General features: G+C 71.1%; 20 protein-coding genes. 13 read left to right on the top strand and 7 right to left on the bottom strand.

What is annotated here, in order from left to right:
- Positions 1-134: 134 nt before the first annotated feature.
- Complete coding sequence (locus E9934_RS12405) at positions 135-1,070, bottom strand: DMT family transporter (RefSeq protein WP_193556908.1); 936 nt, start codon at positions 1,068-1,070, stop codon at positions 135-137.
- Positions 1,071-1,189: 119 nt separating this feature from the next.
- Here E9934_RS12405 and E9934_RS12410 point away from each other — a divergent pair, with 119 nt between their 5' ends.
- Entirely contained in the window at positions 1,190-2,899 is a 1,710-nt protein-coding gene (locus tag E9934_RS12410) for an alkaline phosphatase D family protein (protein ID WP_158294991.1), read from the top strand.
- A 32-nt stretch (positions 2,900-2,931) separates the two neighbouring features.
- Here the strand turns inward: E9934_RS12410 and E9934_RS12415 are convergent, their stop codons facing one another.
- Positions 2,932-3,438, bottom strand: coding sequence for a type III secretion system chaperone family protein (locus E9934_RS12415; protein WP_136563195.1), 507 nt, complete (start codon positions 3,436-3,438; stop codon positions 2,932-2,934).
- Complete coding sequence (gene mshA, locus E9934_RS12420) at positions 3,422-4,717, bottom strand: D-inositol-3-phosphate glycosyltransferase (RefSeq protein WP_136563196.1); 1,296 nt, start codon at positions 4,715-4,717, stop codon at positions 3,422-3,424. Before mshA ends, E9934_RS12415 begins: the two co-directional genes overlap by 17 nt.
- Before the next feature lie 145 nt (positions 4,718-4,862).
- Between mshA and E9934_RS12425 the strand changes: the two genes are divergently transcribed.
- Positions 4,863-5,615 carry an SDR family NAD(P)-dependent oxidoreductase gene (locus tag E9934_RS12425; RefSeq protein WP_136563197.1) on the top strand — a complete coding sequence of 251 codons (753 nt, stop codon included), beginning with the start codon at positions 4,863-4,865 and terminating at the stop codon, positions 5,613-5,615.
- A gap of 12 nt (positions 5,616-5,627) precedes the next feature.
- Here the strand turns inward: E9934_RS12425 and E9934_RS12430 are convergent, their stop codons facing one another.
- A complete protein-coding gene (locus E9934_RS12430; RefSeq protein WP_136563198.1) occupies positions 5,628-6,317 on the bottom strand; it encodes an aspartate/glutamate racemase family protein in 690 nt (229 codons plus the stop codon).
- 66 nt (positions 6,318-6,383) lie between these two features.
- On the opposite strand from E9934_RS12430, the gene typA reads away from it, so the two are divergent.
- From typA to E9934_RS12450, 5 genes are all read left to right on the top strand, one after another.
- On the top strand, positions 6,384-8,288 hold the full coding sequence (gene typA / locus E9934_RS12435) for a translational GTPase TypA (RefSeq protein WP_136563199.1): 1,905 nt from the start codon (positions 6,384-6,386) through the stop codon (positions 8,286-8,288).
- 199 nt (positions 8,289-8,487) lie between these two features.
- Entirely contained in the window at positions 8,488-8,622 is a 135-nt protein-coding gene (locus E9934_RS20460; RefSeq protein WP_275106631.1) for a hypothetical protein, read from the top strand.
- Positions 8,619-9,755: a N(5)-(carboxyethyl)ornithine synthase gene (locus tag E9934_RS12440; RefSeq protein ID WP_136563200.1), complete on the top strand. Its 1,137-nt coding sequence runs from the start codon at positions 8,619-8,621 to the stop codon at positions 9,753-9,755. Before E9934_RS20460 ends, E9934_RS12440 begins: the two co-directional genes overlap by 4 nt.
- 121 nt (positions 9,756-9,876) lie before the next feature.
- Positions 9,877-11,034 (top strand): acyl-CoA dehydrogenase family protein, encoded by a 1,158-nt coding sequence (locus E9934_RS12445; protein WP_136563201.1) that lies wholly within the window; start codon positions 9,877-9,879, stop codon positions 11,032-11,034.
- Entirely contained in the window at positions 11,031-12,071 is a 1,041-nt protein-coding gene (locus tag E9934_RS12450) for a phosphotransferase family protein (RefSeq protein WP_202977284.1), read from the top strand. Before E9934_RS12445 ends, E9934_RS12450 begins: the two co-directional genes overlap by 4 nt.
- A gap of 36 nt (positions 12,072-12,107) precedes the next feature.
- Here the strand turns inward: E9934_RS12450 and E9934_RS12455 are convergent, their stop codons facing one another.
- Positions 12,108-12,704, bottom strand: coding sequence for a TetR-type transcription factor C-terminal domain-containing protein (locus E9934_RS12455; RefSeq protein WP_136563202.1), 597 nt, complete (start codon positions 12,702-12,704; stop codon positions 12,108-12,110).
- 60 nt (positions 12,705-12,764) lie between these two features.
- Positions 12,765-14,099 carry an MFS transporter gene (locus tag E9934_RS12460; protein ID WP_136563203.1) on the bottom strand — a complete coding sequence of 445 codons (1,335 nt, stop codon included), beginning with the start codon at positions 14,097-14,099 and terminating at the stop codon, positions 12,765-12,767.
- Positions 14,100-14,218: 119 nt separating this feature from the next.
- Between E9934_RS12460 and E9934_RS12465 the strand changes: the two genes are divergently transcribed.
- Complete coding sequence (locus E9934_RS12465) at positions 14,219-15,595, top strand: MFS transporter (RefSeq protein WP_136563204.1); 1,377 nt, start codon at positions 14,219-14,221, stop codon at positions 15,593-15,595.
- Positions 15,596-15,634: 39 nt separating this feature from the next.
- On the opposite strand, the gene E9934_RS12470 is transcribed toward E9934_RS12465, so the two are convergent.
- A complete protein-coding gene (locus E9934_RS12470) occupies positions 15,635-16,765 on the bottom strand; it encodes an ABC transporter ATP-binding protein (protein WP_136563205.1) in 1,131 nt (376 codons plus the stop codon).
- A 259-nt stretch (positions 16,766-17,024) separates the two neighbouring features.
- On the opposite strand from E9934_RS12470, the gene E9934_RS12475 reads away from it, so the two are divergent.
- From E9934_RS12475 to E9934_RS12495, 5 genes are read left to right on the top strand one after another with little or no spacing between them, the layout of a single operon-like run.
- Positions 17,025-18,365 carry an ABC transporter substrate-binding protein gene (locus E9934_RS12475; protein WP_238694933.1) on the top strand — a complete coding sequence of 447 codons (1,341 nt, stop codon included), beginning with the start codon at positions 17,025-17,027 and terminating at the stop codon, positions 18,363-18,365.
- 47 nt (positions 18,366-18,412) lie between these two features.
- Positions 18,413-19,414 (top strand): carbohydrate ABC transporter permease, encoded by a 1,002-nt coding sequence (locus E9934_RS12480; RefSeq protein ID WP_136563207.1) that lies wholly within the window; start codon positions 18,413-18,415, stop codon positions 19,412-19,414.
- Positions 19,411-20,277 (top strand): carbohydrate ABC transporter permease, encoded by an 867-nt coding sequence (locus E9934_RS12485; protein ID WP_136563208.1) that lies wholly within the window; start codon positions 19,411-19,413, stop codon positions 20,275-20,277. The genes E9934_RS12480 and E9934_RS12485 overlap by 4 nt, the downstream gene beginning before the upstream one ends.
- Positions 20,274-21,728, top strand: a complete 1,455-nt coding sequence (locus E9934_RS12490; protein WP_136563209.1) for a glycoside hydrolase family 1 protein — start codon at positions 20,274-20,276, stop codon at positions 21,726-21,728. The genes E9934_RS12485 and E9934_RS12490 overlap by 4 nt, the downstream gene beginning before the upstream one ends.
- A gap of 10 nt (positions 21,729-21,738) precedes the next feature.
- Positions 21,739-22,773, top strand: coding sequence for a LacI family DNA-binding transcriptional regulator (locus E9934_RS12495; RefSeq protein ID WP_238694934.1), 1,035 nt, complete (start codon positions 21,739-21,741; stop codon positions 22,771-22,773).
- Positions 22,774-22,859 lie beyond the last annotated feature (86 nt).

Below are 22,859 nucleotides of genomic sequence, written 5' to 3' on the forward strand. Positions count from 1 at the left end.
CCGGCAGCACCTCGCCGGGTCTCGAGACGGCCGCGGGCGGCCTCCTCGACCACCGGGACGGGCGAGTCCCGGCAGCACCTCGCCGGGTCTCGAGACGGCCGCGGGCGGCCTCCTCGACCACCGGGACGGGCGAGTCAGACCGGGTCCGGCTCGCCCTCGACCTCGATGACGATGTCGGTGCCGGGCTCGGCGCCGGCGGCGGTCGTCGCGTCGGCGTGCGCGGCCCGGCCACCCGCGGCGACGACACAGCCGACGAGGATGAGCGGGAAGCCGACGACCATGCCGGTCGTGATCGCCTCGTCGAGGAACAGCACGCCCAGCGCGATGGCGACGGCGGGGTTGACGTAGGTGATGATCGTCGAGCGGGTCGGTCCGGCCTCACGGACCAGGTGCAGGAAGACCATGAAGGCCAGGGCCGTGCAGACGAGGGCGAGCACCACGATGCTGAGCCAGGCCTCCGCCGGCGCCTCGGTGGGCACGTCGAGTACGCCGAACGGCAGGTAGACGAGTGCGGTGAGGGTGAGAGCGCAGGACATCACCCCGAGCCCGGACAGGTCGGCCAACCAGCGCGTGAGGATGATCGGACCGACGGCGTAGCAGACCGCCACGACCATCAGCTCCGCGACGGCGAGCATGTCGATGTGGTCGAGGTCGAGGCCGACCAGGCACGCGACGCCCGCGAAGCCGAGGACCAGACCACCGGCCTGCTGGGGCGTGAAGCGCTCGGCGTGCGCCGTGACCAGGAAGGCGAGCGCACCGAAGAGCGGCACAGCGGCCACCAGCAGCCCGGCCAGCGACGACGAGATCCGCTGCTCGGCGTGGTTGAGCAGCACCCACGGCACCATGATCTCGATGGCGGCGAACAGGGCCAGCGGACGCCAGCGGGCCAGTACCGGCGCGACCTCGTGCCGCACCAGCGCCACCGGCAGCAGGACCAGCGACGCGATCGCCGTACGCCAGAAGACGAGGCCGGCCGGCGACACGTGCTCCACGGCGATGCGGATGAAGAGGTAGGGCAGCCCCCAGATCAGGCACATCGCCAGGAAGAGGGTCCACCCGCGCTTCGTCACTTGAGCAACCTAGGGCTCGGCACCGACATCCGTCGCGCGATTTCGGGCCGACCACAGTGGCGCGTGTAACGCAGGTCGCACGACGATCGTTGGCGGTTCACACTCGCAGGAGGCCCCCCTTGCCCGACACGTCCCCCACCCCCTCGGCCAGCATCGCCCTGTCCCGCCGCAACCTGGTGGCCGGCGCCCTCGGCGGCGGTGCCGCGCTGGCGCTCGCCTCGTGGCCGGAGGCCGTCGCCGCGTCGGCACCCTTCGTCCACGGCGTCGCGTCCGGCGATCCGCTTCCCGACGCCGTGCTCCTGTGGACCCGGGTCACCCCGTCGGTGGAGGCCGCCCCGGGCTCCGGCATCGGGTCCGACGTCACGGTCACCTGGCAGGTCGCGCGCGACGAGGCGTTCGGCCAGGTCGTCCGGCAGGGTACGGCGGTCGCGACCGCCGCGAACGATCACACCCTGCACGTCGACGCGACCGGCCTGGACCCCGCGACGTCGTACTTCTATCGCTTCCAGGCCCTCGGGGCGACCTCGCGCGTGGGCCGGACCCGCACGGCCCCCGCACCGGGCTCGACGGCCCCGGTGAGGTTCGGCGTCGTGTCGTGCGCCAACTACGACTGGGGCTACTTCCAGCCCTACAAGTTCCTCGCCACGCGCAGCGACCTGCACGCCGTGCTGCACTTGGGCGACTACGTCTACGAATATGCCCCGGGCGGCGTGATCGCCGGCTATCCGAAGAACCCGCGCAACGCCGACCCGCTCCACGAGTGCACCACGCTCGAGGACTACCGGGTCCGGCACGGCTGCTACAAGCTCGAGCAGAACCTCCAGGACCTGCACGCCGCGCATCCGATGATCGCGGTGTGGGACGACCACGAGATCGCCAACGACACCTGGCGCGAGGGAGCGGAGAACCACGATCCCGCTGCTGAGGGCGACTGGGCGACCCGCGCCACCGCGGGCCGGCGCGCCTTCCTCGACTGGCTCCCGATCCGGCACACCGATCCCGACGACTGGGCGAGGATCAACCGGCGGCTCGCGTTCGGGCAGCAGGTCGACCTGTGGATGCTCGACGAGCGCCGCTTCCGCACCCAGCCCCCGAAGAGCCTGCTGCTCGGCTACGGCGCCCTCGGTGGGCTGCTCGGCGGCACGTCGGGCGACCCGGACGGCTCGATGATCGGCGACGACCAGGAGCACTGGCTGGTGCAGGGACTGTCCGCCAGCACCGCCCGCTGGAAGGTCCTCGGCAACCAGGTGCCGTTCTTCCCGCAGAACATCGGGCCGCAGCTGCCGCAGCAGATCACCCGGCTCCTCGGACCGGCGCTGTCGGACAAGCTGGAGGACCCGTTGCTGCAGCTCTATGTCGAGGACTGGAACGGCTTCCTGGACCAGCGGCAGCGGATCGTCGACGGGATGGCCGGGATCAGCGACGTCGTCGTCCTCACCGGCGACGTGCACCAGAGCTTCGCCAGCGAGATCCCCGTGCGTCCCAGCAACTATCTGCTCGACCGCAGGTCGGCAGCAGTGGAGTACGTGACGCCCGGCGTCGCCTCACCGTCCCTGCAGACAATGATCAACCAGGTCGCGCCGGGCATCGGCACGCTGCTCGACGTGCTCCTGACCGCCAACAACACCTTGTCGAACCCGTGGCTGAAGTACGCCGAGGGGTTCAAGACGGGCTGCATGATCGTCGACTTCTCGACCCAGCGGGTCCAGTCCGACTGGTTCCTCGTCGACAAGGGGACGGATCCGGGCAGCCCGGTCCGCTGGGCGGCATCACGTCAGACGGTCGCCGGGTCGCGCCGGGTCACGACGGCCGCGAAGGCGCTCGTCTGACCGGGCCCGAGCGAGCGGTCCGACCGAGCGGCTCAGTCCTCGGCCGGCCCCGCCTCGAGCCAGCCGCGGAAGGCCTCGAGGTTGGCCGTCGACTCGCCCCACTCGATCCGCCATGCCCACTCCTTGCGGATGGACGACTCGAAGCCCAGCTCGAGGATCGTGTTGAACGAGGAGTCGGCATAGGTGAGGACCGAGCCCATCAGCCGGTCGAGGTCGTCGGTCGTGACGGACGACAGCGGCAGGCGGGCGTCGAGGTAGATGTCCCCGTGGTGGTCGAGCCCGAACGCGACGCCGTACATCCGCATGTTGCGCTCGAGCAGCCAGCGGTAGACCCGCTCGAACTGCTCGTCGGGACGACGGCAGACGAAGGCGTGCACCCCGAGGGCGTGCGGGCCGAGATCGAGGCGGACGGGGGTCTGCAGCTTGCTCTCGCCGGGGAGCGAGAAGCTGAAGCCGCCCTCGCCCGTCTCCTCGAACTCGAGGTCGTTGGCCCGGAGCCACTCCCGGACGACATCGGCAGGCTCAGCGGTTGCGCTCATCCGGCAACCGTAGAGGAGCGCGCATGATCCGATGAGCCCGCTCGTAGGCAGCCAGGGTCTGGGCCGCGGTCGCCTCCCACGAGAACTGGCGGGCCTGGTCGAGGGCGCCGGCCGCCAGCCGGTCGCGGTACGTCGGGTCGGCCGCCACGCGCTCGAGGGCCAGCGCCCAGTCGTGGGGCTCGTGCGTGTCGACCAGCAGGCCGCTGTGACCGTCGCGGACGACCGTCGTGAGGCCACCGACGGCAGCAGCGACCACCGGCGCACCAGCGGCCTGGGCCTCGGCGGCGACCAGCCCGAACGACTCGTTGTAGGAGGGCACGGCGACCAGGGTCGCTGCGGCGTACCAGCCGGCCAGGTCGGTCTGCGGGACCGGCGGCACGAAGCGCACGACGTCGTCGATGCCGAGCTCGGCCGAGAGGTTGGCCAGCGACGTCGGGCGGTCGAGCCCGCTGCCCGAGGGGCCGCCGACGACGGGGACCACGAGCCGGGAGCGCAGGTCGGGACGCCGCTCCAACAGCTCGGCGACGGCCCGCAGCAGGACGTCGGGGGCCTTGAGCGGCTGGATCCGGCCGGCGAACAGCAGCACCAGGGCGTCCGCGGGCAGGCCGCGATCACGCCGGGCCGCGGCCCTGCCGGCAGCGTCCAGCGGGCGGAAGAGCGTGGTGTCGACGCCGGGATGGACGACCTCGACGCGCCCGGGGTCGGCGTCATAGAGGTTGATCAGCTGCTTGGCCTCGAGGTCGGTGTTGGCGATGAGCACGTCGGCGGCCTCGACCACCTGCTCCTCGCCGATCACGCGGGCCGCCGGCTCCGGGGTGTCGCCCAGCGCGAGCGCCTCGTTCTTGACCTTGGCCATCGTGTGCATGGAGTGGACGAGCGGGACGCCCCACCGGTCACGCGCCAGCGCGCCGACCTGGCCGGAGAGCCAGTAGTGGGAGTGGACCACGTCGAAGTGGCCCAACGGTTGCGCGGCCTCGGCCCGGAGAACCTCACGGGCGAACACGCACAACTGCCCGGGCAGCTCCTCCTTGGTCAGGCCCTCGAACGGGCCCGCGTGCACGTGGTGGACGGTGATGCCGTCCTCGACGGGGACGACAGGCGGCAGGCTCGACCGGGTCGCCCGGGTGAACACGTCGACCGCGATGCCGCGCGCGGCGAGCCGGCGGGCGACCTCGACGACATAGACGTTCATGCCGCCCGCGTCACCGGTGCCGGGCTGGTCCAGCGGTGAGGTGTGCAGGCTGATCATCGCGACGCGCTCGATCGCGGAGCGGTCCATGGCACCTCCTCGTGATCGGGTCGTGGTCGGATGCTCGGCCTGCCCGACAGTGCCGGGCAGCAGGTCAAACCCTTTCAGTGTGCCCGGCATTCCCGAGCGGCCGGGGAAGAGGCGCCAGCCGGGGACGGTGCGACAGGATGGAGCCATGAGCCGCCCCGTCGCCGTCGTCACCGGAGCCTCCAGCGGGATCGGGGCTGCCGCCGCGCGCCAGCTCGCGGGAGCCGGCTTCGAGGTCGTCTGCGCCGCCCGTCGCGCCGACCGGGTCGAGGCTCTCGCCGCCGAGATCGACGGCCGCGCCGTCGTGTGCGACGTCACCGACCCGGCGTCGGTCGCGGCACTCGCCGACGAGGTCGGGCCGCGGCTCGCCGTACTCGTCAACAACGCGGGCGGCGCCTTCGGTCTCTCGACCGTCGCGGAGGCGGACAGTGACGAGTGGCGCCGGATGTACGACGTCAACGTGATCGGCCTGATGCAGGTGACCCGGGCACTGCTGCCCGCGCTGGTCGCCCATGGCGGGGCCGAGGGCGCGGGCACGATCGTCAACGTCGGCTCGACCGCAGGCCGGATCGCCTATGAGGGCGGCGCCGGCTACACGGCCGCCAAGCACGGCACCAAGGTGGTCACCGAGACCCTGCGGCTGGAGCTCTTCGACCAGCCGGTGCGGGTCTGTGAGATCGCGCCCGGCATGGTCCGCACCGACGAGTTCTCGCTCGTGCGCTTCGACGGCGACCAGGCGCGGGCGGACGCGATCTATGCCGGCGTCGCCGAGCCGCTGGTCGCCGACGACGTCGCCGACGCGATCACCTGGGTCGTCACACGACCCAGCCACGTCAACATCGACGAGATGGTGATCAAGCCGCGCGCCCAGGCCGCGCAGCACAAGGTGCACCGGGTCTGACCCGGATCCGCGTCAGGCCAGCGCGCGATCCAGGGCGGCCTGCACGTGCAGGGTCGTGCAGGGGAAGACCGGGAGCTCGGAGTCGGCCTGGCGCACCAGCAGCTCCAGCTCGGAGCAGCCGAGGATCACGCCACCCGCGCCGGCGTCCCACAGCTCGCTGATCAGCGCGACCACCGAGCGACGGGAGTCGTCGACGACCTTCCCGTGGACCAGCTCGTCGTAGATGATCCGGTTGAGCTCGTCGTGGTGCTCCACGCCGGGGACGACGACGTCCAGCCCGTGGCTGGCGATCCGGTCGGTGAAGAAGGTCCGCGACATCGCGAAGCGCGTGCCCAACAACGCGACGGTCTCGACGCCCTGCTCCTTGCAGGCCTCGGCGACGACGTCACCGAGGTGGAGCAGCGGAATGCCGACGGCGTCCTGGACCTGCTCGGCGACCCGGTGGAAGGTCGTGGTGCAGAGCATCAGGAAGTCGGCGCCGGCCCGCTCGACCGACTCGGCGGCGGCCCGCAGGATGGTCGCGACCCCGTCCCAGTCCTCGGCCTCCTGGAGTGCGGTCACCTCGGCGAAGTCGACCGAGGTCATGACCGTCCGGGCCGAGTGGAGACCGCCCAGACGGCGCTCGACGCCGGTGTTGAGCGCCTCGTAGTAGGCCGCGCTGCTCTCCCAGGACATGCCGCCGACGAGGCCGATGGTCTGCATGCGCTGAGTCTAGGGCGCCGTCGCGGATGCGAGCGGGACGGTCCAGCGCCAGTAGGCTGGACTCTCGTGTCCCAGACTCGTCGTACCGATCTCCGCAACGTCGCCATCGTCGCCCACGTCGACCACGGCAAGACCACCCTCGTCGACGCGATGCTGCACCAGGCCGGTGCCTTCAGCGCCCACCAGGCCGAGGGCGTCGCCGAGCGCGTGATGGACTCCGGTGACCTCGAGCGCGAGAAGGGCATCACCATCCTCGCGAAGAACACCGCGGTCCACTACCGCGGCCCCTCTGCGCAGGAGATGGCCAACGGCGACATGGTCATCAACATCATCGACACCCCCGGTCACGCCGACTTCGGTGGCGAGGTCGAGCGGGGCCTGTCGATGGTCGACGGCATCGTGCTCCTGGTCGACGCCTCCGAGGGCCCGCTCCCCCAGACCCGCTTCGTGCTGCGCAAGGCGCTCAACGCCGACATGCCGGTGATCCTGGTCGTCAACAAGACCGACCGCGGCGACGCTCGCATCGACGAGGTCGTCGACGAGACCTACGAGCTGTTCATGGACCTGCTCGACGAGTCGCACTCCCAGGACGCGCTCGACTTCCCGGTCGTCTTCGCCTCCGGCAAGGCCGGCATCGCGTCGCTGACCAAGCCGGAGAACGGCACCCTGCCCGAGGGCACCGACCTCGAGCCGCTGTTCCGGACCATCCTGGAGACCATCCCCGCTCCCGAGTACGACGACGAGGCGCCCCTGCAGGCGCACGTCACCAACCTCGACGCCTCGCCCTTCCTGGGCCGTCTCGCCCTGCTCCGCATCAAGCAGGGCACCCTCAAGAAGGGCCAGCAGGTCGCCTGGATGCAGCGCGACGGCGGCGTCAAGAACGTCAAGATCACCGAGCTCCTCGTCACCGAGGGCCTCGAGCGCAAGCCCGGCGAGTCCGCCGGTCCCGGCGACATCGTCGCGGTCGCGGGCATCCCGGAGATCACCATCGGCGAAACCCTCGCCGACCCGGAGAACCCGGTCGCACTGCCGCTCATCCACGTCGACGAGCCCGCGATCTCGATGACCATCGGCACCAACACCTCCCCGCTCGTCGGCAAGGGCGGCAAGGGCCACAAGGTCACCGCCCGCCTCGTCAAGGACCGCCTCGACTCCGAGCTGATCGGCAACGTCTCGCTCCGCGTCCTGCCCACCGAGCGCCCCGACGCCTGGGAGGTCCAGGGCCGTGGCGAGCTGGCGCTGGCCATCCTGGTCGAGCAGATGCGCCGCGAGGGCTACGAGCTCACCGTCGGCAAGCCCCAGGTCGTCCTCCGCGAGATCGACGGCAAGACCCACGAGCCGTTCGAGCGCCTCACCATCGATGCCCCCGAGGAGTTCCTCGGCACCATCACCGAGCTCCTCGCCAACCGCAAGGGCCGCATGGAGGGCATGACCAACCACGGCACCGGGTGGGTGCGGATGGAGTTCGTCGTCCCGGCGCGAGGACTGATCGGCTTCCGCACCGACTTCCTCACCGAGACCCGTGGCACCGGCATCGCCCACTCCATCTCCGAGGGCTACTTCCCCTGGGCCGGCGAGATCCGCTCCCGCCAGTCCGGCTCCCTCGTCGCCGACCGCGCGGGCGCCGCCACGGCGTACGCCATGACGTCGTTGCAGGAGCGCGGCATCCTCTTCGTCGAGCCCGGCACGGAGGTCTACGAGGGCATGATCGTCGGCGAGAACTCCCGCGCCGACGACATGGACGTCAACATCACCAAGGAGAAGCAGCAGACCAACATCCGGTCCGCCACCTCCGACAACTTCGAGAAGCTGATCCCGCCGCGGAAGCTCTCGCTCGAGCAGTGCCTGGAGTTCTGCCGCGAGGACGAGTGCGTGGAGATCACCCCCGAGACCGTGCGGATCCGCAAGGTCAACCTGGACGCCAACGAGCGGGCGAAGGCTGCGAGTCGAGCGCGTAAAGCCAGCAAGTGAGGCGCCGGTGACCGAGCTTGCGAGGTCACCGATCAGCGCCGAAGGTTGAGGAGCGCCCGCGACCGACGAAGGAGGTCGCGACGGCGCGTCACGAAACCCGGTTCGCGAAGAGGAAGATCCACCGGTAGGCGGACCCGCGCCCGACAGGCGTACTGTCGAAGGTCGGAGCCGTCCAGACTCCCTCTCAGAGAGAACCGCCATGAGCGACAAGTCGCCGCGCCAGAGCCTCACCAAGAAGACCGGGAAGTCGATCAAGGAGAAGCGCGCCGACAAGCGCGCCAAGGGGGCGGAGGAGACACTCTCCGAGAAGATCCACCCCGCCAAGAAGAAGTGACGTTGCTGGGGCTCGGGGTCATCGGGTCGTCGGCCAAGGAGAACGAGCACCGGCTGCCCCTTCACCCCGACCACCTGGCTGCGCTCGATCCCGACCTGCAGGCACGCATCACCCTCGAGCACGGGTACGCCGCGCGCTTCGGCGTCGACGACGCGACCCTCGCGCCTCACGTGGCCGGGTTCGCCGACCGCGCGGAGCTGCTGACCGGCTCCGACGTCGTCCTGCTGCCCAAGCCGCAGCTCGAGGACGTCGCAGCGATGCGGCCCGGCCAGACGCTGTGGGGGTGGCCGCACTGCGTCCAGGACACCGACCTCACCCAGGTCGCGATCGACAGCCGGCTGACCCTCATCGCCTTCGAGGCCATGAACCACTGGACCCGCGACGGCGCGGTCGGGCTCCACGTGTTCCACAAGAACAACGAGCTCGCCGGCTACTGCTCGGTGATCCACGCCCTCCAGCTCGCCGGCCTCACCGGAGACTACGGGCGTCGACTGAGCGCCGTCGTCATCGGGTTCGGTGCCACCGCGCGCGGCGCGGTCACCGCCCTCAACGCGCACGGCGTCCACGAGGTCGCCGCGCTGACCAACCGGGGCGTCGCCGCGGTCGGGTCGCCGATCCACTCGGTGCGGATCCGCCAGTTCGAGCACGATCCGGACGGCTCGAGCTCGGTGATCACCGAGCGCGGGCGGGAGCCGCTGCCGACGTACCTCGCCGAGAACGACATCGTCGTCAACTGCACGCTGCAGGACACCGGCCACCCGCTCGTCTACGTCCGTGACGCCGACCTGGACGCCTTCCGCCCCGGCAGCCTCCTCGTCGACGTGTCGTGCGACCTGGGCATGGGGTTCGAGTTCGCGCGCCCGACCGGGTTCGACGACCCGACGTTCGTGGTGGGCAACAACGTCCTCTACTACGGCGTCGACCACTCGCCGTCGTACCTGTGGAACTCGGCGACCTGGGAGAACAGCCTCGCGCTCGTCCCGTTCCTGCGACGCGTTCTCGAGGGCGGCGCGTCCTGGGACGCCGACGAGACGCTCAGCCGCGCGATCGAGATCCGCGAGGGCAGGGTGGTCAACCCCGCGATCCTGGCTTACCAGGGGCGCGAGGCGCAGGCCCCCCATCGGGTCAGCTGAGACCGTCGGCAGCCCCCACCTCCACCGAGGGAACCTCGCACCTCGGCGGCCGGGGTTGCCTCGGAGACCCTTCGTGCCGCATCCTTGACTAACCGAACGATCGTTTAGATACGGAGCCGTCATGAACAAGTCCGAGGTCGACGACGTCGTCAGCCGCGTCCGCACCTTCATCCGCGAGCAGGTGATCCCGGTCGACGACGAGTACGACGGCGACATCGCCGCCGCGGGCGGGGACGAGCGCCGCCGCGAGCTGCAGGCCGCGGCACGCGCCGCCGGCGTGTTCGCGCCCCACGTTCCGACCGGCCTCGGCGGGCTCGGGATGAACATGGTGGACCGTGCCCCGGTGTTCGAGGAGGCCGGCTACTCCCTCTTCGGCCCGGTCGCGCTCAACATCAACGCTCCCGACGAGGGCAACATGCACCTCCTCGACCACATCGCGACCGCGGGCCAGCGCGAGCGCTACCTCACGCCCCTGGCCAGTGGCGAGCAGCGCTCCGGCTTCGCGATGACGGAGCCCTCCCCCGGCGCGGGCTCGGATCCCAGCGCGCTCGCCACCACCGCGACCCGCGTCGACGGGGGCTGGCTGATCAATGGGGAGAAGTACTTCATCACCGGTGCCGACGGCGCCGACTTCTTCATCATCATGGCGCGCACGGGCGAGCAGGCGACGATGTTCCTGGCGCCGGCGGACCGGGAGGGCCTGACCGTCGGTCGGCACATGAGGAGCCTCGACACCTCGATGCTCGGCGGCCACTGCGAGATGACCTTCACGGACTGCTTCATCCCCGACGAGGACGTGCTCGGCGAGGTCGGCAAGGGCTTCGCCGGCGCCCAGATCCGGCTCGGCCCCGCCCGGATGACCCATGTCATGCGCTGGCTGGGCGCCGCTCGTCGCGCCCACGAGGTCGCGGTGACCCATGTCGCGGGCCGCGAGGCCTTCGGCACCCGCCTCGCCGACCTCGGCATGATGCAGCAGATGATCGCGGACAACGAGATCGACATCGCCGCGACCCGCGCCCTGCTGATGGAGGCCTGCCGCGTCCTCGACGACGGCGGTCGCGCCAGCAAGGAGACCTCGATCGCGAAGACCTTCGCCGCCGAGGCCCTGCACCGCATCGCCGACCGGGCCGTGCAGATGTGCGGCGGGCTCGGCACGACCCACGACCTTCCCGTCGCCAAGATCGCCCGCGAGATCCGGCCGTTCCGGATCTACGACGGCCCGTCGGAGGTGCACCGCTGGTCGCTGGCCAAGCGCGCCGTTCGGGAGATCACCCGGTGAACGACATCCTCAGCGGCGAGGAGCTCGCGGCGATCGCCGGCGTGATGACCGAGGCCGGCACGGAGCCCGCGGCTCCGCTGACCAGCACCCTGATCGCCGGCGGCAAGTCCAACCTGACACTGCGCCTGAGCGACGGTGTCGAGCAGTGGGTGATGCGGACGCCGCCGCGAGCCGGCCGGACGCCGTCGGCGCACGACGTCGTGCGCGAATACCGCGTGGTCAGCGCCCTGGGCGCCACCGACGTCCCGGTCGCACCCGCCGTCGTGGCCTACGAGGAGGAGGACCTGATCGGTGGCGCCTTCGCGATCTGCGGGTTCGTCGACGGACGCACCCTCCAGACGCAGGCACAGCTGGACCTGCTCAGCGACGACCAGGTCGATGCGGCCATCACGTCCTTGTCGGAGACCCTCGCGACCCTGCACGCCGTCGACCACGTGGCCGTCGGCCTGGAGCGCTTCGGCCGCCCGGACGGCTACGCCGCCCGCCAGCACAAGCGGTGGAGCAGCCAGTGGGAGCTCGTCGGTCAGCACTTCCCGGACGACGTGAAGGGCCTCGCCGCCGAGCTCGCCGACGTCCTCGGCACGGCGCTGCCCGCCCAGCACGCCACCGGCATCGTCCACGGCGACTACCGCATCGACAACACCCTGCTCCGGGTGACCCCGGAGGGGTCCGGCAGCGTGGACGTCGCTGCCGTCGTCGACTGGGAGCTGTCCACCATCGGCGACCCGGTGGCGGACGTGGCGATGATGGCGGTCTATCGCGATCCCGCGTTCGACCTGATCATCGGCAGCCCCTGCGCGTGGACCAGCGATCGACTCCCCGACGTGGCCGGTCTGGCGTCGTCGTACGAGAAGGCCGGCGGGGTTCCGCTGCGTGACTTCGAGCAGCACCTGGCCCTGGCCTACTTCAAGCTCGCCGTCATCGCTGCCGGCATCGACCACCGCTACCGCGCGGGCGCGACCCACGGCGACGGCTTCGACACGGCCGGCGAAGCCGTCGCGCCCCTACTCGCCGCCGGGCTGGCCCAGCTCCGCTGAGCGGTCCGAGCGGGCCGGGCGGGGCTCGATGAGCGGCTACTCGAGGACCGACGGACCGCGGACGAGTCCGAACGCCAGCTCGCAGTAGCGATCGGAGAGCTCGGCGGGCGTGAGCGGACCGCCGGCGCGATACCAGCTGGCGATCGCGGCACCCATGGTGACCAGCGCTCGCGTCGCCTCGACGGGGTACGGCGTCGTGAACTCGCCGGACGCCACGCCGGCCTCGACGATCCCCCGCAGCCGGCGCTCCTGCTCGTCGCGCAGGCCGACGACGAGGTCTCGCCCGTCGTCGTCGAGGCTACGGATCTCCGAGGCGCCGATGAGGGCCTCCGGCTGGCGGGTGGTGTGGAAGAGGACCCACGCGTCGACGAAGGCCCGCAGCCGCGCCGTCGGCGTCGTCCCCTCGTCGTCGACCGAGGTCGTGGCCTCGAGGAGGTCGCGCATCGTGCCGGCCATGATGAACTGCAGGACGGCCTGCTTGCCGTCGAAGTGGTGATAGATGCTGGCGACCGTGACACCGGCTCCGGCGGCGATGTCACGCATCGAGGTGCCGTGGTAGCCGCGCTCGGTGAAGTGGCTCACCGCGGCCGCGACGATGGGGTCACGGCCGCTGCGGACCTGCTTGGTCGTCACACGGCCTCCTCGTCAACCGTCCGGAACAGCGCCGGCCAGTCTGTCAGACCCGGATCCGGGTCAGACCCCGGCGCGTCCGGCCGCAGCCGCGGGAGATCGCCGCATCTCCGGCACGAGGGCGACCAGGCTGAGCAGCGGCAGCGCAGCCAGCACGACGAGACTGCCGCCGACGCCGAGGATGTCGCCGAGACCGCCGACGACGGCCGACCCGATGGAGCCGCCGGTCATGAACACCAGTGTCGCGACGCCGAGCGCGACCCCGCGGACGTGCTCGTGGACCGCGCTGCCGACCGCAGCGCCGAGCGCCGGCTGACCGATGCCGAAGGCGGCACACACGATCACCAGGGCGACGGCGAGCAGGGTCGCGTCGGCCCGGTCGGCGCCCAGCGCGGCGACCAGCATCGCGACGGACGACACTGCTGCCGCGATGCCGATGGCCCGGACAGGTCCGACTCCGGAGATGACCCGGCTCGCCAGACGTGGCAGGACCGCGGACAGCGCAACACACGGGAGCAGGAGCAGTCCCACCTGGTAGGGCTCCCAGTCATGGTCCAGCAGGACCGCCGGGACGGCGATCAGGGAGGCGAACCACGCAGCCGGGACCGCTGACGCCGAGAGGGCGCTCCGCACGACGGTCGGGTTCCGCACCACGTCGATCGGGAGGAAGCCGTCCGGACGCCGACGGATCCAGAACGTGACGGCGGGGACGCCCACCAGCACCAGGAGAGCACCGGCCACGGCCACGGCCACGCCGGTCGACGGGGACTGGATCAGCAGCACGGCCCCAGCCGCCGTGAGGGCGACGAGGACGGCGCCGAGGATGTCGAGCTGCGCGCCCGTGCCCTCGCGGGTCAGCGCGCGCCAGATGAAGGGGACGACCAGCAGGCCGAGGACCGGCAGGGCGAGGACCGCCCGCCAGCCGAACGCCGCCTCCACGACGCCGCCGGCCAGGGGTCCGAGTGCGCTGACAGCGGCGGCCATGGCGGCCAGCCGCCCGAGGGCGAGTCCGCGGATCTCACCGTCGTAGCGCGCGGTCACGATGGTGGCGCCGAGGGTGGGGATCGCTCCGGCCCCTGCCCCCTGGATGAGGCGCGCGACGAGCAGGACCTCGAAGGTGGGCGCGAGGGCCGCGGCGACCGCACCCGAGGTCATGAGCGAGATGCCGATGACCAGCGGGATGCGGATCCCCATCAGGTCCGCGAGCCGTCCGTAGGTCGCAGTCGTGACGGCGAGCATGAGGATGTAGACCGTGATGGTCCAGGTCGCCGCAGCGGTCGTGATCCCGAGGTCCGGACCCATCAGCGGCACCGCGATCGCCGCCGACGCCGAGCCCATGCCGGTCAGACCGAACAGCAGGCCCAGCAGCAGGGAGATACGTCGGGAGTCGGTGGGCACCCGACCCCAACGCCGGGAGCGCGCGAGGATATTCCTGTCCGTGCAGCCGAGCGCCCCGGCGCAGGGACACGGGCCCGGCCGCCGTACGACGGACGGAGGCCATCCCCGACACTGATGGGGTGGGCGATGAGCGAGCGGGGCGAGGCACCTTCCTCGCCCTGGCCGCGATCACCACGATCACCGCGGTGGTCAGCAGCCTCGGCGCGCCCCTGATCCCGGAGATCGCCGCCGACGCGGACGTCCCGCTGACGACCGCCCAGTGGGCGTTGACCGCGACGCTGGTGACGGCTGCGGCGACCACGCCCGCGATCGGCCGGTGGGCGAGCGGCCGGCTGCGCCGGCCCGTGATCCTCGGTGGCCTGGTGCTGGTGCTGATCGGCACGGTGCTGTCGGCCCTCCCTCTCGGTCTCGGCGTCCTCATCGGCGGCCGCGCCCTGCAGGGCGTCGGGCTGGCGCTGGTGCCGCTGGCGCTCGCCGTCGCTCGGGACCTGTGGGACGGACCGCTGCTGGTGTCGCGGATGGCGCTGCTGTCGGTGACGGCGGTGGCCGGTGCCGGCCTCGGCTATCCGGTCACGGCCTTCACTGCGGCGCACTTCGGCGTGAGCGGTGCCTACTGGTTCGGGACGTTCCTCGTCGCCGCGACCCTGCTGCTCGCGGTGCGCCACCTACCCGTCGCCTCGGACGGCGTCCCTCAGCACGTCGACCTGCTCGGGGTCGCCCTGCTGTCGACCGGCACGATCGCCGTGCTGTTGGCGATCAGCCGCGGCGAGGTCTGGGGATGGTCCTCGACAGAGACACTCGGCACGGGAGTCGGCGGCCTCGTCCTCGTGATCGTGTGGATCGGCTGGACGCTGCGCCCGACGCTCCCCGAGCGGCCACCCCTTGTGGACCTGCGACTCGCGGGCCGGGCCGGGCTGCGCGCCCCCAACGTCGTCACGTTCACCATCGGCGTCGGCATGTACGGCTTGCTGACCCTGGTCGTGGTCCTCGTCCAGAGCGAGCCGCACGACGGACTCGGACTCGGCCTGGGCGTCGGGGTGGCCGGGTTGATCCTGGTGCCGTACTCGGTCGCCAGCGTGTCCGGCAACCGGCTCGCTCGCGAGGTCGCGGCACGGATCGGGCCGCAGGTCCTGCTGCCGGTCGGGTGCACCACCTTCGCCGCGTCGATGGCGGTGCTCGCGCTGTGGCACGACCACCTGTGGCAGGCCCTCATCGCGATGGGCATCGGCGGACTCGGCAGCGGCTTCACGTTCTCCTCGCTGCCGCTGCTGATCGTGCCGAAGGTGCCGGTCGCCGAGACCGGCAGCGCGATGGCCTTCAACCAGCTGCTGCGCTACCTCGGCTTCGCGGTGGGCGCGGCGTCGAGCGTCGCGCTCCTCGACGTCCTCGGCGCCGACGACACCGCGTTCACCGCGACCCTGCTCGTCCTTGCCGGGCTCTGTCTGGTCACCGGGGCCGGCGCCGCGCTCGGCGGTCGCCTCGTCCGAGCCGCGTGATCGTGTCAGCAGGAGGCTCTGGGCGCCATCAGCCCTGGCTCAGCCGAGTCGGAGCCCGCTCTCGCCGTCGAAGACGTGCACGGCGGTGGGGTCCGCGACCAGCTCGACCCGCTGGCCCGGCCGCAGGCCGATCCGGCCCTCGATCCGGGCCACGACCTGCGGGATGACACCGCCCGCGGACAGGTCGGCGCCCGGGCCTGCGGTCGGGTCGGCAGCAGCCCCGGCGGGTGTCGCATAGAGGAAGGCGTCGGCGCCGAGCTCCTCGACGACCTGCACGGTGACGGGGAAGCCGGTCTCGCCCGCGCCGCCGATGCGCCAGCCCTCGGGACGGATGCCGAGCGTCACCCGATCGGACCCGGCTCCGGCCACCACGGCTCGGTCCACCGGGATCTCCACGCCGTCGACACGCGCGACACCGGAGCCGTCGACCGTGCCGGACAGGAGGTTCATGGCCGGCGAGCCGATGAAGCCGGCCACGAATGCGTTGGCTGGCCGGTCATAGAGCGCCAGCGGCGTGTCCACCTGTTGCAGGCGTCCGCCGGAGAGCACGGCCACCCGGTCGCCCATCGTCATCGCCTCGACCTGGTCGTGGGTGACATAGACGGTGGTGACGTCCAGACGCCGTTGCAGGGCGGCGATCTGCGTGCGCGTCGAGACGCGGAGCTTGGCGTCGAGGTTCGACAGCGGCTCGTCCATCAGGAAGACCTGCGGCTGACGCACGATCGCGCGGCCCATCGCCACGCGCTGGCGCTGCCCTCCGGAGAGCGCCTTGGGCTTGCGCCCGAGCACCTCGACGAGGTCGAGCATCTCCGCGGCCTCCCGCACCCGCCGCCGCCGCTCGGCCTTCGGCACGCCGGCGACCTTGAGCGCGAACGCCATGTTGTCGCCGACCGACAGGTGCGGATAGAGCGCGTAGTTCTGGAAGACCATCGCGATGTCGCGATCCTTCGGCGCGACGTCGGTGACGTCGAGATCGCCGATCGAGATCGTGCCGGAGGTCACCGGCTCGAGGCCCGCGAGCATCCGCAGCGAGGTCGACTTGCCGCATCCGGAGGGGCCGACGAGGACCATGAGCTCGCCGTCCTCGACGGTCAGGTCGAGCTCGTCCACCGCTGGCTTCGCGACGCCGGGATAGACCAGCGACGCCTTCTCGAACCGCACCTGGGCCATACCGTCTCCACTCCTCGTTCGGCTCCTCGTTCGGCCGTGACGCCGTTCACAGTACGACGCCGACGGGGCCACGTCCAGTGGAATCGCTCTCACACTTTGACTCAGGCGCCCTTCCCGCAATAGCGCCGAGAAAACGGTCCATTGACGCCGATGTGTGACGCGTGTCATGGTGACGGCGTTCAGATTGATGGAAGCGCTCTCACGCCGACATCACCCAGTCACCGCAGACCATCGTCGTCCTGCAGGCAGGAGCAGCACCGTGCGCATCACCAACCCCGGGCCACGTCGTGGGTCCCTCATCCCCGGCACCCGCAAGCGTGCCCACCGAGTCGTAGCCGTCGCGGCCCTCAGCGCGATGGTGCTCGGCCTCACCGCAGCCTGCGGTGGCGGCGACGACCCGACCAAGTCGGCTGAGCAGAAGGACCTCGAGAAGGGCGAGACCCTCACGATCACCACCTTCGGCGAGTTCGGCTACGACGCGCTCATCGAGGAGTGGAACGCGGCCAACCCCGACATCCAGGTCGAGCAGACCAAGGTCTCCCTGTGGGACGACTGGAAGAACGAGCTCAACACCCTCCTCCAGGCCAACGAGGGCCTGCCGGACGTCGTCGCCATCGAGGGCGACTTCATGCCGGCCCTCGTCGCCGCCCCGGAGCGCTGGGTCGACCTCTCCTCCGACGAGGTCGAGGGCCGCTGGCTCGACTTCAAGACCGAGGCTGCCACCACGCCCGACGGTGCGCTGGTGGGCTACGCCACCGACGCCGGCCCCGAGGCGATCTGCTATCGCGCGGACCTGTTCGAGAAGGCCGGTCTCCCCACCGACCGCGAGGAGGTCGCGGCGCTGATGGGCACCTGGGACGACTACTTCGCGCTCGGCGAGCAGTTCGTCGACGCGCTCCCCTCCACCAAGTGGTACGACGCCTCGGGCTCCATCGCCCAGGCCATGCTCAACCAGGTCGAGTTCCCCTTCGAGAAGTCCGACAACACCGTGGACGTCGAGAACCCCGAGCTGAAGGCCGTCTACGAGACCGTCACCGGCCACACCGAGAAGCTGTCGACCAAGGCCTCGCAGTGGGGCGACGACTGGACGGCCGGCTTCAAGAACGACGGCTTCGCCACAATCCCGTGCCCCGGCTGGATGCGCAGCAACATCCGCGACAACACCGGTGACCCGGCGCCCGACGGCATCGACTGGGACATCGCCGACGTCTTCCCCGGCGGTGGCGGCAACTGGGGCGGCTCCTACCTCGCCGTGCCGAAGTCCTCGCCGCACCAGAAGGAGGCCCAGGAGTTCGCCGCATGGATCACCGCGCCGGAGCAGGAGCTCAAGGTCTTCCAGGCGCAGGGCAACGTCCCCGCGCAGGTCGCCGCCCTCGAGGACCCGGTGATGCTCGAGGCCACGGACGCCTACTTCAACGACGCGCCCACCGGTCAGATCTACTCCAACCGGGCCGCGGCGATCACCGTGCAGCCCTACCACGGCCCGCTCTACTCCGACATCCTCGGCAAGTTCCAGGACGCCATCAACCGCGTCGACCAGGGCGGTGACCCGGGCGACTCGTGGGACAAGTTCGTGGCCGAGGTTGCGGCCCTGCAGTGAGCTCTCACCCGAGAGCCTGACCCCCAGGTGAGGACGAGACTCCACCCATGAGCACCCACACCGACCCGTCCGTCGGGGCGACCGCCACCGCGGCCGCTCCGGCGGGCGGGTCCGCCCCCGACCGCCGGCGCCTGATCCGGCGCCACCGGAGATCCCGCTGGGACCTCAAGCTCTCGCCGTATCTCTACATCTCCCCGTTCTTCCTGCTGTTCGCAGTGGTGGGGCTCTATCCACTGCTCTACACCGGCTATCTGTCGCTCTTCGACTGGAACCGGGCCTACTACGTCCGCGGCGAGTTCGTCGGCCTCGACAACTACGAGTTCGTCCTGACCGATCCCGTGTTCCAGAAGTCCCTGGTCAACACGTTCTCGATCTTCGTGATGTCGTCGATCCCGCAGGTCGTCGTGGCCGTGGCGGTCGCCGCGATGCTGGACCGGCGACTGCGCGCGAGCACGTGGTGGCGGATGAGCGTCCTGCTGCCCTTCGTGGTGGCGCCCACGGCGGCCGTGCTGATCTTCGGCAGCCTGTTCGCCGACCAGTACGGCCTCATCAACCAGGCGCTCGATGCGATGGGGTTGGACAAGATCCGCTGGCACGTCGACCGCTGGTGGAGCCACCTCGCGATCGCGGGGATGGTCAACTGGCGCTGGACGGGCTACAACGCGCTGATCTTCCTGGCCGCCATGCAGGCCGTCCCCCGCGACCTCTACGAGGCGGCGTCGCTCGACGGCGCCGGGCGCGTGCGGCAGTTCTTCTCCGTCACCTTGCCGATGATCAGGCCGACGATGATCTTCGTCATCATCACCAGCACCATCGGCGGACTGCAGATCTTCACCGAGCCCCGTCTCTTCGACGACACCCCCAACCGTGAGGGCGGCCCCGACCACCAATACATGACCTCGACGCTCTACATCTACGTCAAGGGCATCGAGGACCAGTTCTACGGTCGCGCCTCCGCCGCCGCCTGGGTGCTGTTCCTCGTCATCGTCACGATCGCGCTGCTCAACTTCGCGATCACCCGCTGGGCGACCAGGAGGTCCGTCGCATGAGTGCTCCCGTCCTGAGCGGCCGCACCCGCAGCCGTCGTACGTCGGACCGACCGGGCTTCCTCGTCTACGGGCTCCTCGTGGCGTTCGTCGTCGGCTCGGCGCTCCCGCTCTACTGGTCCTTCGTCATCGGCTCCCACACCAAGGAGACCGCCGACGACTTCCCGCCACCGATCCTGCCGGGCGGGCACTTCCTCGACAACGCCCGACGGGTGCTCGACACCGTGGAGTTCTGGCAGGCGCTGGCCAACAGCCTGATCGTGTCGACGGTCTGCGCGACCTCGGTCGTCGTCTTCTCCACGCTGGCGGGCTATTCGTTCGCCAAGCTCCGCTTCCGCGGTCGCAACGCCGGCATGGCGTTCGTGGTGATGACGATGGCGGTGCCGACGCAGCTGGCGATCGTGCCGCTCTTCATCGTGATGCGCGACCTCGGGCTGCTCGACACGCTCGCCGCCGTCGCCCTGCCGACGATGGTGACCGCCTTCGGGGTCTTCTTCATGCGGCAGTACCTCAGCGACGCCGTCCCCGACGAGCTGATCGAGGCCGCCCGGATGGACGGCTGCACGATGATCCGGACCTTCTGGACGGTCGCCGTCCCGGCCGGGCGTCCGGCGATGGCGATCCTGTTCCTCTTCACCTTCATGCAGGTCTGGACCGACTACATGTGGCCGCTGGTCGCGCTGCAGAAGACAGAGACCCTGCAGATCGCGCTCGACCGCCTGGCCCTCACCGGCCAGGGCCAGACCACCGACTACGCCCTCGTCCTCGCCGGCACCGGGATGGCCACCATTCCGCTGCTCGCACTCTTCGTCCTCGCCGGTCGACAGCTGGTCGCCGGCATCATGCAAGGAGCAGTGAAGGGATGACCTCCCGCAACTTCCCCCCCGGATTCCTCCTCGGCGCCGCCACCGCGGCCTTCCAGATCGAGGGTGCCGTCGACGACGACGGCCGGACCCCGTCGATCTGGGACACCTTCGCCCGCGTCCCGGGCGCGGTCCTGGGCGGCGACACCGGTGATGTCGCGTGCGACCACTACCACCGGATGCCGGCCGACGTCGCGCTGATGAAGGAGCTGGGCCTGTCGTCCTACCGCTTCTCCATCGCGTGGCCGCGGGTGCGCCCCGACGGCGGCGCGCCGAACCAGAAGGGCATCGACTTCTACTCCCGGCTCGTCGACGAGCTCCTCGAGGCCGACATCCTCCCCTGGGTGACCCTGCACCACTGGGACCTCCCGCAGGCGTTGGAGGACGAGGGCGGCTGGCTGGTCCGCGACACCGCCGAGCGGTTCCGCGACTTCGCGCTGACGACGTACGACGCCCTCGGCGACCGCGTGCGGCACTGGACCACGCTCAACGAGCCGTGGTGCTCGGCCTTCCTCGGCTACACCGGCGGGCAGCACGCGCCGGGACGGCAGGAGGGCGTGGCGGGGGTCATCGCCGCCCACCACCTGATGCTCGCGCACGGCCTGACGATCGACGAGCTGCGGCATCAGGGCCGGGCCGACGACGTCCTCGGCATCACCCTGAACCTGACGGTGCCCGAGCCGTTCGACCCCGACGAGCTCGCCGACGTCGACGCGGCGGAGCGGGTCGACGTGTTCTGGAACCGCATCTTCCTCGACCCGATCCTGCTCGGCCGGCACGCCCGCGGACTGGAGGAGCGGACCGCGGGGATGACGTGGCGCGGCCAGACGTGGCAGGAGTTCGTGCGCGACGGCGACCTCGCCCTGATCGGCGCTCCGCTCGACGTGCTGGGCGTGAACTACTACCACGGCGACGCCGCCTCGGGTCGCCCCCATCCTGAGCCCGAGCTCCTCGGCTCCCGGATCGTGCACCCGCCGCGGCCCGTCGTCTCGCCCTTCCCGGGCGGTGCCGACATCACCTTCCCGCGCCGCGGTCTGCCGGTCACGGGGCTGGACTGGGAGGTGCAGCCCGAGGGGCTGACCCGCCTGCTCGTGCGGCTGCGCGACGAGTACGACGCGCCGCCGATCCACGTCACCGAGAACGGCGCCGCCTACCCTGACACCGTCGACGCCGACGGGCGCGTCCACGACATCGAGCGACGGGCCTTCCTCGCGGACCACCTGGGCGCCATCCTGGACGCGATCGACGCCGGCGTCGACGTGCGTGGCTACTTCGCGTGGTCGCTGCTCGACAACTTCGAGTGGGCCTACGGCTACGAGCAGCGCTTCGGGATCGTCCACGTCGACTACGAGACCCAGGAGCGGATCGTCAAGGACAGTGGCCGGTGGTATGCCGACGTGGCTCGCGCCGGTCGGCTGCTGGACGTGCCGGTGGACGCGGGGGCGGTGGGTTAACGTGCCGCGGGTGACCCACCAGCCGCCCGACCAGGGACCGGGCCAGGCGCCCACCCTCGACGAGGTGGCCCGGCTCGCCGGCGTCTCGCGCGCGACGGCATCGCGGGCGATCAACGGCGGCAACCGGGTCTCCCAGAGCGCCCAGACGGCCGTCGCGGAGGCGGTGCGCACCCTCGGCTACAGCCCCAACCCGGCGGCGCGGAGTCTCGTCACCCGGCGCACCGACTCGGTTGCCCTGGTCGTCCCCGAGCCCGACGAGCGCGTCTTCTCCGACCCGTTCTTCGTGCACACCCTGCGCGCGGTCAACCGGGTGCTGGCGGCGCGCGACCTGCAGCTCGTGCTGCTGCTCGCGCGCCCCGAGGACGAGAGCCGGATGCTGCGCTACCTGGGTGAGCGCCACATCGACGGCGCCATCGTCGTCTCCCACCACCAGAACGACCGGCTCGCCGAGCACCTCGCGGCGCTGGGCCTGCCGTGCGCGTTCGTCGGGCGCCCGTGGACCGGGGAGGACCGCGTGGCCTACGTCGACACCGACAACGAGGCAGGGAGCCGGGCGGCCACCGAGCTGCTGATCAGCCGGGGCCGCCGGGTCATCGGCCACGTCGCCGGTCCGGACGACATGACGGCCGCCGCCGACCGGCGGGCCGGTTGGCGCTCGGCCGTGACCACCGCAGGTCTGCGCGACGACCTCGTCGCCTGCGGCGACTTCACCGAGATCGGCGGCGAGGAGGCGACCCGCGCGCTGCTCGCGCAGTGCGAGGAGATCGACGGTCTCGTCGTCGCCTCGGACCTGATGGCCGTGGGCGTGGTGCGGGTCCTCGAGGCCGCGGGACGCCGGGTCCCCGACGACGTGGCCGTGGTGGGCTATGACGACCTCGGCGTCGCCGAGCGCATCACTCCCCCGCTCACCACCATCCGCCAGCCCATCGGCGACATGGCGGAGCAGGCCGCCCGGATGCTGCTCGACCAGATCGATGAGCGCCGGGCGCCGCGCGCCGTGCGCGTCGTCTTCCCGCCGACCGTCGTCGAGCGCGCCAGCACCTGAGCCTGCAGCTGGCCAGCACGTGGGTCTGGTCTGGGGATCGGCTGAGCGAACTCGGCGAAAAGCCACGGCTCAGCGGTGCGGGTCCG

Source organism: Nocardioides caeni (assembly GCF_004912195.1).
GTDB lineage: Bacteria > Actinomycetota > Actinomycetes > Propionibacteriales > Nocardioidaceae > Nocardioides > Nocardioides caeni.

What these genes read in the sequence shown, in the direction of transcription:
- E9934_RS12415 (WP_136563195.1), bottom strand. Translation starts at nt 3,438, where the DNA reads ATGAGCGCAACCGCTGAGCCTGCCGATGTCGTCCGGGAGTGGCTCCGG.
- mshA (WP_136563196.1), bottom strand. Translation starts at nt 4,717, where the DNA reads ATGGACCGCTCCGCGATCGAGCGCGTCGCGATGATCAGCCTGCACACC.
- E9934_RS12425 (WP_136563197.1), top strand. Translation starts at nt 4,863, where the DNA reads ATGAGCCGCCCCGTCGCCGTCGTCACCGGAGCCTCCAGCGGGATCGGG.
- E9934_RS12430 (WP_136563198.1), bottom strand. Translation starts at nt 6,317, where the DNA reads ATGCAGACCATCGGCCTCGTCGGCGGCATGTCCTGGGAGAGCAGCGCG.
- E9934_RS20460 (WP_275106631.1), top strand. Translation starts at nt 8,488, where the DNA reads ATGAGCGACAAGTCGCCGCGCCAGAGCCTCACCAAGAAGACCGGGAAG.
- E9934_RS12445 (WP_136563201.1), top strand. Translation starts at nt 9,877, where the DNA reads ATGAACAAGTCCGAGGTCGACGACGTCGTCAGCCGCGTCCGCACCTTC.
- E9934_RS12470 (WP_136563205.1), bottom strand. Translation starts at nt 16,765, where the DNA reads ATGGCCCAGGTGCGGTTCGAGAAGGCGTCGCTGGTCTATCCCGGCGTC.
- E9934_RS12480 (WP_136563207.1), top strand. Translation starts at nt 18,413, where the DNA reads ATGAGCACCCACACCGACCCGTCCGTCGGGGCGACCGCCACCGCGGCC.
- E9934_RS12485 (WP_136563208.1), top strand. Translation starts at nt 19,411, where the DNA reads ATGAGTGCTCCCGTCCTGAGCGGCCGCACCCGCAGCCGTCGTACGTCG.
- E9934_RS12490 (WP_136563209.1), top strand. Translation starts at nt 20,274, where the DNA reads ATGACCTCCCGCAACTTCCCCCCCGGATTCCTCCTCGGCGCCGCCACC.